Here is a 15,043-nt window from a genome sequence, read left to right on the forward strand (position 1 = left end):
TGAGAACTCAAAGGGGTTCTCCTTCTTGGAATACGTTTGAATAATGGCCTAAAGCGCTGGCGCTGGCCGAGTGCGGCGCTATCGTTTTCGCTGTAGCCTTATCCGCCGATTGAGGCATAAGCGGCGCAAGGGAGAGTGGCACTCTATGGCTGATAAGTTGAGCTAAACATTTGAGTAAACTGGTGATCGTATCGCTGCCCTTGGCATTACATGCCATGGCTAATATCGGTTGTTCCTGTGTTTGAATGCCATCGGCACCCAACTCTAATTGGCGGCCGATTTTATCGATAAGGGTGCTGGTTTGCCGATCGGCGCCCACTTCAACAAATAAGCGCGCACCTTGGTGATACGCGGCGTTAATCAGCGCGGTAAAATTCAGCGGCGCACAAAAGGTGTCGGCAATACTCTTGGCAATGCTTTGGCTGTCGATACTGACGGTGCTTTGCCGCGCCGCGCTAATAAAACGCACCTGAGTCTCGCAGGCATTCGCCTTTAAGCCCAAGGTATAAAACTCTTGGATAGCGTTGTGCTGTGATTGCGAGGGCGGGGTATGCATGGCGGTGACTTTATTACTGGCAATGCCACGCTTATTCAGCCTTTTAAGGAGTTGTAAGCAGCTTGCTTCGCAGCCCGCGAGAATACAGGTATCGCCCTGTTCGATGGCTAGATATACCCGTGGAAAATCAGTCAGCAGGGTATTAATTTCGGCGCGAGAGGCTCGCACTAAAAAGCTATTCCACGCCAGCGGTGCATCTTCACTCAACTGCCAATCACGGCGCACCGCAAGCAGTGGGCCTGAAATCTCCTGATTGAAGATGGCGCTGTTTTGGGTGGCGTTAATCAGGGCATGTGGCGTTTGCCAGATATCCAAACTTGCCCACATGGCCGCTTCGCCCATGGAATAGCCCAGAGCGAGTTGCGGTTGAATAGTAAAGACTCGAGTTAGCAGCCGACTAAATAGGTAACTGGCGCCAACACCACTAATCGCAAGCTGGCTTAAGCTCATGTCTGCTGCGTCTTTTACGCTTACATTAATTGCAGTTTTCGCATAAGCAGCGCCTTGGTAAATCGCCTCGGCCTGCAACATGGCGGCTAAATCCCCTTCGCGTTCAAGCTCGCGATAAAGCTCTGGGAAATAGCCATGTAAGTCGCTGAACATATTCGGGTAAACCGTGCCAACGCCGGGGTAGACAAAGGTTAAGCCTTTATCACCAAGGGGCGAGGCCGTAAAATAACTGCCCACAGGAGTTTTAAAGGCCAGATTGGCCGATGGCATTAACACTGGCGTTTGGGCTGGAGCAGGAGCCTGTTGCGTCTTTTCAATATAAGCGCGCATCGCCTTGGCTTCTTGCATTAACTCCCCAAGGGAGCCCGCCATCAGCACTAAGGCTAATTTATCCTGTGCTTGATAACGCTCAAACCAATCACTACCTTGGGTACAAAGCCAATCCGTATCAGGTTGGTTTACTGATAAATCTAATGAATCAATCAGTTGCGACAACTTAAGCGTTAAAGATTCAAGCGTGTTGCCGCTGATGGGAATAAACAGCCTGTTGGCATTAAGCAACGGCTGAGCGATAAGCCGAGTGCCTTGGGTCAAGATAAGGCTTTGGGCGGTGCTCGCTCGAGGGGCCTTATCCAAGGGCTTATTCAAGATATTCCCCAAGAGATTTAGGCTTAACACCCTTGCCTGATGGGGCTTGGTAAACCAATAGCCGTTCTGCGCGTTTTTTACGGGCTTTTCAGCGCGCTGTTCAGCGTATTGTTCAGCAAGTTGCGCTGCATTAGTCGCATCAAGCATTGGTTCAATGCCTTTGAGACTGCGATGACTTAACGCCTCAGCAGCTTGAGATAATACATTCAACTGACTGGCAAGATTGCCTGCCTGCGCGTAGCAATTTACCGCCTGAGCACAATCGCGTTTCGCCAAGCTAAAAGCGCTGTTTAAGCAGCGCTCGATTGTATTTGTATTGATAGTACTGGTATTTGTTTCTTCGACTGTTTCAGCTTGGATTTGCGCTAATGCTGAAATATAAGCCTCGGCATGCAGGTGTAACTGCGCGGCAAGCAGTCCATCGAGCAGATACAGACTACGGGCTTGCTGCTGATATTCAAAGCGAATTTCAACGAGCTGTTTCTGCGCAATATGGTCGAGTTGCTCAGTGATCAAGGCGACCAGTGTTGGCTCATCAGCTGGCTCATTAATCAGTGGCTTATCTTCAACATCGAGCTGAATTCGACAAGCCATCAACTGCTGCAGCTTGCTGACATCGGTTTGTGCATGGCTAAGCACACTCTGCATCCACCCATCACCAAGCCATACGGCTATTCGCAGTGGCTTGGCATCGGGATGCGGACTGTTTAATGCCGCATTGCTTAATGCGGCATGTGCGCTTGGGTCGAGTGTCACTTAACACTTACCTCGGCCGTGCTTTGGGCGGCTGCCAGCACATGCGTTTGTTGCTGAGGTTTATTGGCCAAAAACGCTTGGTTGAGCGTCTTACTGACAGTGACCTTAGCCCGTTTCATTTCGCAGCTTAATCGGCCATCTTGATGATAAAGCGCAATATTGGCTTCAAGTGTTCGGGACGAATGCTTGAGTACATCCAGCACTAATACTGCCTTCTCGCCAAAACCTAAGGGCGAATAGGACACGAACTCGCCAATGGCACTGGGTAAGCTTGCCGCTTGATATTTAAGGCGCGCCCACACGAGCATGGCCTGCAATAACAGATCTTCGGCAAAGGGTTGTGTGCCTTTATCCTCAAGCTTTGGCGCAAACTCGCCGCAGTCGTCTAAGGCCACTGCTGGCAGTGCTACCTTAGCGATAAGCTGCTGATCATCAAAGGCGAGCACTTCGCTTATGCCTTGCAGTCTTGGGCCATGGAACAGGGTGCCATCACTGTAGAGCGACTCGCGGCTCGCGATAGCGGGTTGCTGTGCCATCTCCTGCATCAGAGAATGCAACTCGCCAACCTCGAAACGCTGCGCATCTGGCATATCATCCGTCTGCGCCACTAACACTGCCTGATACTGCGGGCGACCTTCAAAGCTTATCAGCGCGGTTAACGCCTCAGTCGATTGCTGTGTAGCGTCGGCAAGCGGCGTGAGCATTAGTTCGAGCTCAATAGGTGCATTGCGTGCAAGCAGCGCTTCATCGAAGATTATTCCCTTGAGCAGTCGATAATCGCTGACACTCACCGCCTTACCTAAATGGGCCTTGGCGGCCTCACGCATCCAATCGATGGCGCATACCGTTGGCAACACCGCATGACCATTGATGCAATGATCCTCAATAAAGCTCATGCGTTTAGGGTCGAGGCTGCGCATGACTCGAATACTCTGCGGCACCGTTTGGGCCATAGGCTGCGGATCTAACGCCGTGGTTAGATCCGCTTCAGGCTTTTTTGCTGATGCAGCTTCAACAGTATTGGCGGTATTGCCCTGCATATCGGTTCCGACCAACAGCTGCGCACCTGTATCACTCAATAATTGGCTGGCAAATAACTCGGCACCGGCTTTGAGTGGAATGACATAGACTCCGCGGTCGATAAACATCTTTTTCAACGCAGGATTGACCATGCCGCCATCCCAAGGACCCCAGTCAAAGCTCATCACCTTGGCTTGTGGCAATTGCTGCGCGAGTTGCAGCGCAGCCTTGTTGAGAATGTCGTTAGACATGGAGTAGTCGCTCTGGCCGGTATTGCCGTAAAAACCCGCCGCCGAAGAGAACAGGGCGATGAGCGTTAACTGGCTAAGATCCAGTGCAGACAGCAGATTGTTAAGTCCGGTCACCTTAGTGCCATAAACACGTTCAAGTTCACTTAAGGTTTTGTCTTGAATATGTTTATCGGCAAGTACGCCCGCGCCGTGGATAATCCCCGTGATGGGCGATAGGGCACTGATGGGCGCAATAGTGCTGGCAATGGCGGCAGGATCGTTAACATCCAGGCTTAAGTATTCGGCGCTGGCGCCCACGGCTTCAAAGGCCTGCAAGGCATGGCTGATTTCAAGGCTGCTTTGTACTGGCCAAACTAAGGCATCCACTTGTTTTGGTGTGGGTTTATCACCCAGGCTTTGCAGATGTGCAATGGCTGCTGCTTTCAGCTCGTTGCGATTTTTACCCTGAGCCCAAGCGGGGATCCCTTGATGGGCGCTGCGACCCACGAGGATAAAATGTGCCTTGCAGCGTTTCGCTAAACTTAAGGCGCACTCGAAGGTGACGCCCTTAGCGCCGCCTGTGACGAGGATTTTGTCCGCAGACGAGAGAGAGGCGCCACTGCGGCGAAGCACGGCATTGCCCGCAACTAAGGTGGTGCGCTCAAGCTCGCTATCAATACCGACTTCGACTGGCGCATCTTGGAGGTAGTATTCCTGCACTACCGCATTGGCGACCGTTTTAGCGTCCAAGTTTGGCGCGATATCCAGTGCGCGGCAGACCACTCCTGGCCACTCGTGATTTAAGGTTTTAGTGAGTCCAAAGAGCGCCGCTTGGTTGAGTTCACTCTGGCTAATTAGAGCGCCAGCCGACTCGTCCATGCCGATATAGCCAAAGCCACCGTCGATACGGCTAACTGTGACAAAGCGGCAATAGTCACGTTCAGTTAACAGCGGTTGCAGGTGCTTGGCGAACAAGAAGGCTTGCTCGACCGAAGCTTTAGCTTCGTCTGCCAGCACTAAGCCAGCACCTTTATCTGCAACGGACTTATGCTGTGGCTGCAGATGAATAAAACCGGCAATTTGACCAAGCGCTTCAATCTGATTGATGACCGCACAAATGCTTTCATCATCAATCGCCTTCAGCGTGAAGCTGGCAATATGGCTATCGAGTGGCGATGCGCTGGTCACAACCGTTTTCGGTGAGCGTACAACCGCGACCTTAACGCCTTGGGCGTGAAGCTTTTCGGCAATCACTCCCGCGTCGTGGCCATCGTCGCCAATAACGACGTAACTGTTTGCCGTCAGTTGAACATCGCTAGTTGCTATGATGCGCGCTAACTCAGCCGCCGCTGGCAACTTTTTTAGCATCACCTCACTATGGGGCGGCAGGTCGATGGTTTCCTCGACTGTTTCAGTAATCGCTTCTTGAATTGGCGCAGCATGGTTTTGTTGTAGCGCCTCACTTGATGCTTGCGAACCAGCATAGAGGGAGACAATCTCACCCAAGGTGCGACATTCGGCTAAATCTTCAGGGCTCAGTTCTGGCAGGTTTGGCAGTTGATCTTGTACTGTGCCTAAAATCTCTACGCGCTTAATGGAATCGATACCAAGGTCAGCTTCCATATCCATACTGAGTTCCAGCATTTCAACGGGATAGCCCGTCTTGTCGGCAACGACCGCCATCATAGTGCGTTCAATCGCGTCATTAGAAACCGCCGCACTTACAGCTACTGCACTTGCGAGTACTGCATTTTGTGTCGCATGGCTAACTGTGGTCGCAGCTGTTACGGGAGCCGCTTGGCTAAAGAGCGCCACAATTTCCCCTAGGGTGCGACACTCGGCTAAATCCTCAGGGCTGAGTTCTGGCAGGTTGGGTAACTCGTCCTGCACTGTGCCTAAAATTTCCACGCGCTTAATAGAATCGATCCCAAGGTCGGCCTCCATATCCATGCTGAGTTCAAGCATTTCAACGGGATAGCCGGTCTTGTCGGCCACTACCGCCATCATAGTGCGCTCAATTGCGCCATCAGAAACCGCTGCACTTGCAGCAACTGCACTTTGTGTCGCACGGCTGACTGTGGCCGCAGCGGTTACAGGAGTCGCTTGACTAAAGAGCGCCACGATTTCCCCTAGGGTGCGGCATTCAGCGAGATCTTCTGGGCTCAGTTCTGGCAGATGTGGCAATTCGTCCTGCACAGTGCCAAGAATTTCTACACGCTTAATGGAATCGATACCAAGGTCGGCTTCCATATCCATGCTAAGTTCCAGCATTTCAACCGGATAACCCGTCTTGTCGGCTACGACCGCCATCATAGTGCGTTCAATTTCATCATTAGAAACCGCCGCACTTGCAGCAACTGCACTTTGTGTCGCATGGCTGACTGTGGCCGCAGCTGTTACAGGAGTCGCTTGACTAAAGAGCGCCACGATTTCCCCTAGGGTGCGACACTCGGCGAGATCTTCTGGGCTCAGTTCTGGCAGGTTGGGTAATTCATCTTGTACTGTGCCTAGAATTTCCACCCGCTTAATAGAATCGATCCCAAGGTCGGCTTCCATATCCATGCCAAGTTCCAGCATTTCAACGGGATAACCCGTTTTATCGGCGACCACTGCCAGCATGGCGGTCTCGATTTGCTGCACGACTGACTTCTCGGAAAGCGCGCGAGTTGCTGTCGCCACAGTTTGCACTTGTGGTTGCTGAACTTTGGGCTCACTCACAGGCGCAACAGTCGCTTTTGGCTCTGCAACTAACGCTTGAACCACGGGCGACTGTGCTGGAGCGACAGGCGTTGCCACAGCTACCGCCACTGGTGCAGCGAATTGAATGGGGGCTTGAACCTGAGGCGCAGGCATTTGGCCGAGTAGGGCTAATGCCGCTTGGCTGCTGCTGGTCTGCAATTGCATAAATTCAGCATGGCTCTTTAGGGTTTGTGCCTGATGCTGGTGGAAAAGCTCCATCGAGCGTTGCAGGCTCTCCGGAATAGCGATGCCAAGGCTTGCCATTTTGGCTTGCTCTGCCATCAGGGCACTGACGGTATAGCCGTATTGCTGCGGGATGGCTAAAAATTGTTGATGTAATTGCGCGGCCTGGGTTTGGGCGGCAAAAAAGGCGCTCAGGGCATCTTGATTCGCCTGTCCAGTGGTAAAGCTGGTTGGCTGTGCAGGCGTTTGCTGTTGAATATTATTGCTATTTTGTGCCACGGGCTTTTCCACTTCGACAACCTTTTCTAGAATTTTTTCGACAATCACTGGTTTTTCAACGACTTTTTCAACCACTTTCTCAACGAGGCGATCCACATACTGCACTTGGCTGGTAATTTTTCCCGATTGCAGCGAATCGACCATTTTGTTGCGGGTCGCTGGGCTGATGTAGTTGGTCGCGTTGAGCTTGATATTCATGGCTGAAGGCGTTGCTGGCGCAATCAATTCGGCTTGATAAGGGTCGATTTCCCCCAGTGTTACCCCCGCAACCGCCAGTTGCACCGCAGCGCTGCGCAGTTGGCTGTCACTATCGCCCTTGGGATTCGGGTTAATGCTGATAAGGCAAAGCTCGTTTAACTGCGCAGCTAAGGTATTTTCTGCCAACTTTTGCAGAATGTTTTTCGGGCCGAACTCGACAAACACCCGTGCGCCTGCGGCATACATAGCCTCTAGCTGCTCGCTAAAGTGCACCGATTGCAGTATATGATCTTTAAAGGCCGCTTTGATGGCATTGGCATCGGTGGGATGTAGCTTGCCTGTGCCATTGGCATACAGGGAAATCTTTGGCGTGTTGAACTGAGCCTTATCGATGGCTTCGCTAAAGGGCTTTTGCGCATGGGCAACCAATGGGGTGTGGAAGGCGCCGGAAACGGGCAGGGCTATCGCCTTAAAGCCTAACTCGCCAATGGCCTTCGCGGCCTGTTGTGTCGCTGTGGTAGCGCCAGCAATCACCAGTTGAGTGGGTGAGTTGTAGTTGGCAATCTTGACGTCGTCAAACTGCGCCAGGCAATCGTTAATAGCCTCAATATCTTGTTTTTGCTTAAGAATGACGGCATACATGACACCAGCATCACGACTGGAGTCGGCATCCTGAGATGACTGCGCCATCGCCTGCCCACGTTCAAAGGCAAGCTTGATGTAGTCATCCATGGAAATCACTCCTGCGGCGCACAGGGCCGAGAGTTCACCAAAGCTATGACCTGCGAGCATATCTGCGGTGAAACCCGCCTGAGTCAACAGGGCGTACTGCGCCATAGAGATCGCGCCGATGGCACTTTGGGCATAAAGGGTATTGGTTAACGCACTTTGCTGCGCTTTTCTCGATTCATCATCGAAGGCCGGGATCGGGTATAGCACGCTTGAAAGCGTCGCCTGACCACGGTCGCTAAACACTTTATCGCTGGCGTGGATATGGCGGCGAAGCTCGGGGAAGTTATTGGCAATTTCCAGTCCCATATTCAGGTACTGTGAGCCTTGGCCGGCAAATAAGGCCGCGACCTTGTGGTTATCCTTGACCAGAGCCTGGGCGCGGAAACTTATCCCAGAGGGCAGTTGCCAGCTCTCAGCGCTATTGGCTTCAAGCTGCGCTATCGCTTGGGTTAACAGAGTCTGTAACTGGGCATAGTCCTTTGCGATAAAGCCAAGACGGGCCGATTGCGGCGCTAGTTCACGCAGGGCGTAGGCTTTTGCAAAGGCAACAAAATGCGCCTGAGAAAGTTCTGCTTTGGCCGCAGTTGCTTGCTGTAGCGCGTTTTTTAACTCGGCAAGCAGTGCGGTTTTGTCGGCGGCGGCAAACAGCCAGCTTTGTGCCACGCTACGTTGACGATAGGCGTCATCGCGCGCGTGCTCGGGGTGATATTCTTCGAGCACTAAATGGAAGTTAGTGCCACCAAAACCGAAGGAGCTGATCCCAGCACGGCGCGGCGTATCGTCACTGCGTTGGATCCAAGGGCGCGCCTCGGTATTGAGATAAAAGGGCGAGCGGGCAATGTTTAATTTAGGGTTAGGCTGACTAACGTTAATTGTTGGCGGCAAGACTTTATGGTGCAGCGCCAATGCAGCCTTAATCACACCCGCCGTGCCCGCGGTGGATTTAGTATGACCCACCTGAGATTTAACTGAGCCTAAGGCAATATGCTGTAACTGCTCATTATCCTTAGAAAACACTGAGGTTAAGCCATTGAATTCGGCCACATCACCTGCGGCTGTGCCTGTGCCGTGTGCCTCAATCAAGCCAACGGTGTGAGGTGCAAAGCCTGCGTCATCATAGGCGCGCTCTAATGCCTTGGCTTGGCCTTCGGGGCGCGGTGCATAAATGCTCTTAAATTTACCGTCCGATGAAGCGCCCACGCCTTTGATTACCGCATAGATACGGTCGCCATCGCGCTCGGCATCGTCGAGGCGTTTTAAGGCGACCATACCGATCCCTTCGCCAATCATCATGCCCTTAGAGTCGATATCGAAGGGTTGGATTTGCTCATTGGTCGTAAAGGCGGGCGTCTTTGAGAAACTCATATACATGTAGGGCGAGTTGTCGGTACAGACACCGCCGGTGATCATCATGTCGCTGCGACCTTCGGTCAGCTCGGTCAGCGCCATACGCATGGCGGCAAGCGAACCGGCGCAGGCGGCATCGACGACGCAGTTCATCCCACCTAAATCGAAACGGTTGGCGATGCGTCCGGCAATTACGTTGCCAAGGGAGCCGGGGAAGGAGTTTTCTTCCCAGTGGACATATTGGTCTTGGAATTTTTTGATCAGCAGCTCGCTATCTTCATCGCTCAGGCCACTGCTTTTAAATACTTTTTTCAGCACTGGATATTGCAGGCGCGCGTTGAGGCTATGGCTTAGCTTTTGACCACCACCGATTCCTAGGGTGATGCCGATGCGGTCACGGTCGTAATCGTCTGGCAGATTGGCATCCTGCAGGACTTCCTTGGCGACGACCAGTGAGAGTAATTGTGAGCTGTCGGTGAGTTCCAAAATATTAGGCGGCAGACCAAACTCCATCGGATTGAAGTCGACCTCAGGCATAAACCCACCGCGTTTGCAGTAGCTCTTATCGGCCTTGGATTTATCTGCATCGTAATAGTCATCAATCGACCAGTGGGATTCGGGCACGTCGGTAATGGCATCAATTTTGTCGCAAATTAAATCCCAAAACTTATTCAAATAGCGGGAGTTCGCAAAGATACTCGCCATGCCAACGATGGCGATTGGCATATCTTTTAAGCGTTTATTCAGTCTCTTATCGGCTTTTTCATCGGTTGATAATTGAGGCTGTGATGGGGTATGGCTCATTATGAGTCTCCACTGGCAAAGCGGGTGGCTGTTGCCTTATTAAGGGATTTAGCGATGGCTTTTGGGGTTTGCACGCCAGGAAAGCGGGCTAAAAATGTGTGGTAGTTGCGTACCAGCAATTTACGCAGATGAAACGGCCCATCCTTCAGCACATAGGCGATGTAGCGATTGGCCGCTTGGGTATTACTGTCTTGATAAATATCGATATAAATCCAATCTGCCTTGCTATCTATACCAAGGAGCACTGATTTAGGCTCGGCTTCGGTTAATTGCGGGGGCAGCGTTAATGACACTACTTGCACTACGGTGTCGCCATCTGTGCTTGGCAGAGCGAGCGCCTTGGCTAAGGTTTCGGAGTTAACCGTATAGGTTTGTACGTCGCTGCCTTGGCTGATAGGCAATTGATTAAAATACTGTTTAGGCACAAGTTCTTGATCAAACTCATCGAGGCGCGATACCCCGTAACGCTTAAGGCAGCGGGCCAACCCCGAGCGGGACACATTGGGGTTGATAAAGGTTTGAGTGGCCTTGAGCAGCCTGTCTAACGGCAGTTTTAGCTGATACCTCAGTCCCACTACCACATATTCTTCAATTGGGGTGAGGGTGGTATTGAGGTGATGCGGGGTATTCGGGCTGTCGTTCACTGACTCGCGCTTGCGCCATTTACGTACTGTGGCTTCGGTAATATTTAAAATTTTGGCAAGCTGACTGACACTCAATTCAGATTGCTGAATAAAGTGGCGCATTTCCGGCGTGGTTGTGGCATTGCGGTGCCTTGCCGTTTTGGGGGCGGATTTGTACTCCGAGCTCGGCTTATCAGCCTGAGCATGATCCGCGGCTTGAGTACCCATTTTTCGAGAACTCATGTTGTTAGTGCTGTCCCATCTTTATTATTTTCATCCAACATAATCTATCGGGACTGCTTAAACTTGCCTGCCAAAGCGGAGTGTGGACTCATGCTTAATCTAGGCTTAAAACCCGTGAGCTATGTGTTTTGCTACGCACAATGGTGATGCAGATTACCTGAGGTTTCGGCTCGATACAATCATATGGGACTTGAAATGATTTTTTAATGTTCAAATGACACAGTTTAAAGGAGCCCAACTCCTGTTTAGCACAGGGTACACGTTTAAATAATCATTTAAATTCATAAGATTAGAAACAAAATTAAGATACTGCTCGTCAGGAGAGTAGAACTGAGTAGAATAGGGCAGCCGTTAAACTCAAGTGTTGTTGGGATAAATTAATGAATATTGAGCTTTTTTTTATTCCATTAACTGAAATGGATGTGGCCAGCACGAATGCGTGTATGGCGCTCTTGAGTGAGGACGAGCACGCTAAAGTGGCGCGTTGGGCGCCCAAGGCGCAAATGAACGGCTTATTGGTGCGAGCGGCGCTGCGCTGCGTCTTATCTCAAGGACTGCAATCTCGCGGTGGAACCTTACCTTGCTCTTCCCAACGACAGATTGCGCCCCAAGATTGGTGTTTTGAGTATGGGGCAAAGGGCAAACCCAGTCTTAACCATGAGCAGTTTCTGAGTACTGGCATTGAGTTTAACTTGAGCCACAGTGGCGACTGGTTATTGATAGCCTTAGCGCAAGATGATGACAAGGGAGAAAACGCTAACACAGCGCAACCCCGTTTAGGCTTGGGTGTGGATATCGAGCGTGCCCGCGCCAGTACTCATATTTACCCGATCCTTAATCATTATTTTTCCGCGATTGAAACCCAAGGCTTATTAGCCCTTGAGGGCGAGGATGCGCAGCGGCAGCGCTTTTTTGATCTTTGGGCACTCAAGGAATCCTACATCAAGGCAACGGGTTTGGGCCTAGCGCAGTCGCTGAAATCTTTTGGTTTTGACTTAGCCCCAAACAGTTTGCTGGCGGTTGATGGTGGCGCGCTGCAAGCTGTCGCTCCCCCTAACTGGGTTGAACTCAAGCTCAAGCTACAAGATCACTTTGCTTCACCAAGCCAAGCTAAGCCCTGTTCTTATCTTCAACTCCCAACGCGTATTCCACTATATTCCAATATTAAGCTGCGGATTGAACCTGAAACTGCACAGGATGCCACAAGCTCCCATGTACATCATTGGCGGAGTTATTTTGGCCGACTTAATGAGGAATATCGTTTTGGACTCAGCTTGGTTGATGGTGACAGCTTAGTGCAGGATGACAGGTTGGCGAAGGTGACTATTTCGATGCAGCTGACCAGTATCACTGCATTACTGGCGGCATGCTCTGCCATCTAGTGCGGCCTTCGCACGAAGGCTTAGGTCGCCTTCGTTCTTGAATAACTGCTTTACGCAAACCTTTCAAAGCACTTTCAATGAGTACTTGGAATTAAATCTTTGAATTAGTGCTTTTAATTCAGTTTCTTGTCCCTTCACTGACTTTGTTATCCCTCCGTTCATATTTCATTTTGGATTAAACCTAGCTCGCTATAGTCACGCCAGAGAACTCACTGACAAGGTTGTTAATCATGAAATTCAAATGCCTTTTATCGACCACCACTTTGCTACTGCTTGGTGGCTGTGGCTACTTTGGTGGCGATGAAAAACAGCAATTAGAGCAGGCATGGCTTGCTCAAGATCCGCAACTGCAGCAAGTGGTTGAGCAAATTCGCAGTCGCGGACTCGATGTTGTGGCTCAAAGCGCTGCGGCTGGCACTGTGTCCGCCTGCGTGACAGAAAAACTGACACAAGATCCCTTAGGTAAGTTAGTCAATGTCGAAGGCGCCTTAGTGGAGTCAGCCAAGGTGACAGAATTACTCGGCGACCTACAGAAGCTAATGGAACAAGAGGTGAGTTTTGATCAAGTCGCAGGTTTACTGCAAAAGGGTGCTGATGTGGCGGCTTATGCGAAAAACCTTATTGATCAGCAAGGATTAGATCAAGCTATACAAAGCCTTAAGCAAATGGCACTGGCGAGTGAGCAATTTGCTCAGCAGGATTTAGGCGCGCATTTTCAGCAGTTATTGTTGGAGTGTAAAACCACATCCCCAGCGACAAGCACTGCCAACTAACCAGTGTGAACGTCACGCCTTCATCTTATAAAAACGCCCTGAATATTCAGGGCGTTGGATTATTTATTTAGCAGTTGGTGGTAGTGGGACAATTTCAAAGTTGGCATCGAACTGGACTAAGGTCGACATGATTTTACCAAAAGCGGTTTTGTCGCCTTCCAGTTTGGCACTGCCGTTAGCCAGCAAGTCTTTAAGGGGCGTTTTACCGAGTAAAATACCGGTAATATAACGCTTATCAATATAAAGATTAGTATCAGCCTCCATCGGTTTATCAACTTGAATATTGCTTAAATTACCATTGCTTAGCTCTACATAGAGCGTTTCTTTAGTGTCAGGATTAATCACATTAAGCCTTAACAGCCCAAGCTCTGCGGCCTTGATGCTATCGACTTTGACGGCGAGAAAGTCAAACAGGGTTGAGATATCCATTTCACCTAAAATATCAGCTGAGGCTGATTTAGGTGCACCGGGCTGGACTCCTGCGCGTAACTCTTGGGCACCCGTCAGATAAATATTGCGCCAGCCAGCGCCTTCGGCTTGATAACCCAGTTGTTCATAGGTATCGGCAAGTAATTGTCTGGCTTCAGTGTTATTAGGTTCTGCCATCACGACTTTATTGAGTGCGGTGGCCACAAAGCGGTATTCGCCTTGGGCATAGTCGGTTTTGGCATGTTTAAGCACGGCGTTAGCGCCGCCCATATACTCAACAAATTTGGCGGATTCATCCTTTGTGGGTAATGGGTTTAAGTTGGCCGGATTCATATCAAAATAGCCTAAATACATGTTGTACACGGCTTTAGCATTGTGGCTATAAGTGCCGTGATAACCATTGGTGTACCAAGTATCGCGCACGGCTTTAGGGATAGTGGTTTGAATCGCATCGCCAATATCTTGAATACCCACCCCATTATTGGCTAATCGCAGGGTTTGATTATGGACTAGGCCATAGTTATCCCTTTGCATTCTTAAGTAGGCGTTGACATCCGTATTACCAAACACGGGCGCGGAGTGGGCTTCAAACAGTACCTGCGCATCATCACCAAAGCGTGTTAGCAATGCATTGATATCTTTAGACCATTTGATGGCATCCCGTACTTTTGCCCCACGTAAGGTGTAAATGTTGTGCATGCCATGGTAGGTGAGTTCAGCCGTCCATAGGGCCTTCATTGAGGGAATATAGGTGGCCATTTCCGACGCAGCTTCTGTGCCCGAGGCGTCCATAAACACCATTTCGATACCATCGATAGTCAGCGTTTCCCATTTATCTTTGCTGTTAAGGGTGATATCGGGTTTTACATAGGTGACTTCGCCTTTGGATAAGCCTTTGGCAAGTGCGGCATCGACAATGCCTTGCTCATTGCGCTCTAATGTGGCGCCGTATTGATAGGCGGCGCGGCGGCTCATGGCATTTCCTGCGAGGACGTTTTCGTCAACAATTTCTTTGGTGATGTTATGGGAACCATAGACTTTGACGTTTGGAAACATGTCTTTAATGGCGCGGGAACCGCCAAAATGATCTCCATGGCTGTGGGAATAAATCATTGCGACCACAGGTAAATCATTGCCCTCTGGTAAGTGTTTTAGTGCAAATTCAAGGGATTGCTTGGCGGACTCTTTGGTGAGCAATACGTCATACAGGATCCAGCCTGTTTTACCGCGGATAAGGGTTAAGTTGGCTAAGTCGGTGCCGCGCACTTGATAGATGCCGTCGGTGACCTTGTATAAGCCGTTAGACACCATATTCAACTGGGCCTGACGATACAGTGACGGGTTAACTGTGTCAGGAGTTTTATCGCCAATAAAGCTGAAATCGGCCCGTAAAATCGCTGCCGTAGGTTCATCGAGTTCGGCGATAAGATTCTTCGAAAACGCTTCAAAGGCATTTTTATCGGCAAAGTTAAGGGTGGCTGCTGTGGCCTTGTTCACCTCTATGGTTTGTTTGGTAGCAGGCTTGCCTTGATAGTGCAGGCTGATGTGTTCATGCTCGTGTTCAGCGGCGACTGCGCTTAAGGAGAAGCTGGCGAGAATACTGATTGTCATCAAAGATTTTTGCATCATTTTACCTACCGATAAGTGGGAT

General features: G+C 50.5%; 6 protein-coding genes. 2 read left to right on the forward strand and 4 right to left on the reverse strand.

All coding sequences use genetic code 11. The features are described from left to right. Positions 1-7 precede the first annotated feature (7 nt). Genes M0413_RS01125 through M0413_RS01135 form a run of 3 tightly spaced genes read right to left on the reverse strand, consistent with a single transcriptional unit; the run spans position 8 to position 10,808 of the window. Positions 8-2,410: a PfaB family protein gene (locus M0413_RS01125; RefSeq protein ID WP_249552859.1), complete on the reverse strand. Its 2,403-nt coding sequence runs from the start codon at positions 2,408-2,410 to the stop codon at positions 8-10. After that, complete coding sequence (locus tag M0413_RS01130) at positions 2,407-9,942, reverse strand: type I polyketide synthase (protein WP_249552861.1); 7,536 nt, start codon at positions 9,940-9,942, stop codon at positions 2,407-2,409. Before M0413_RS01130 ends, M0413_RS01125 begins: the two co-directional genes overlap by 4 nt. Further along, positions 9,942-10,808: a transcriptional regulator gene (locus M0413_RS01135; RefSeq protein WP_249552863.1), complete on the reverse strand. Its 867-nt coding sequence runs from the start codon at positions 10,806-10,808 to the stop codon at positions 9,942-9,944. Before M0413_RS01135 ends, M0413_RS01130 begins: the two co-directional genes overlap by 1 nt. Before the next feature lie 380 nt (positions 10,809-11,188). Here M0413_RS01135 and M0413_RS01140 point away from each other — a divergent pair, with 380 nt between their 5' ends. Together M0413_RS01140 and M0413_RS01145 are read left to right on the forward strand one after the other, a co-directional pair. Beyond that, positions 11,189-12,190 carry a 4'-phosphopantetheinyl transferase family protein gene (locus M0413_RS01140; protein ID WP_249552865.1) on the forward strand — a complete coding sequence of 334 codons (1,002 nt, stop codon included), beginning with the start codon at positions 11,189-11,191 and terminating at the stop codon, positions 12,188-12,190. Positions 12,191-12,420: 230 nt separating this feature from the next. Continuing rightward, complete coding sequence (locus M0413_RS01145; protein WP_249552867.1) at positions 12,421-12,963, forward strand: hypothetical protein; 543 nt, start codon at positions 12,421-12,423, stop codon at positions 12,961-12,963. A gap of 63 nt (positions 12,964-13,026) precedes the next feature. Here the strand turns inward: M0413_RS01145 and M0413_RS01150 are convergent, their stop codons facing one another. Then, positions 13,027-15,018, reverse strand: a complete 1,992-nt coding sequence (locus tag M0413_RS01150; RefSeq protein WP_218738279.1) for an alkyl/aryl-sulfatase — start codon at positions 15,016-15,018, stop codon at positions 13,027-13,029. Between the last annotated feature and the right edge of the window lie 25 nt (positions 15,019-15,043).

Source organism: Shewanella sp. 8A (assembly GCF_023475945.1).
Lineage (GTDB): Bacteria > Pseudomonadota > Gammaproteobacteria > Enterobacterales > Shewanellaceae > Shewanella > Shewanella xiamenensis.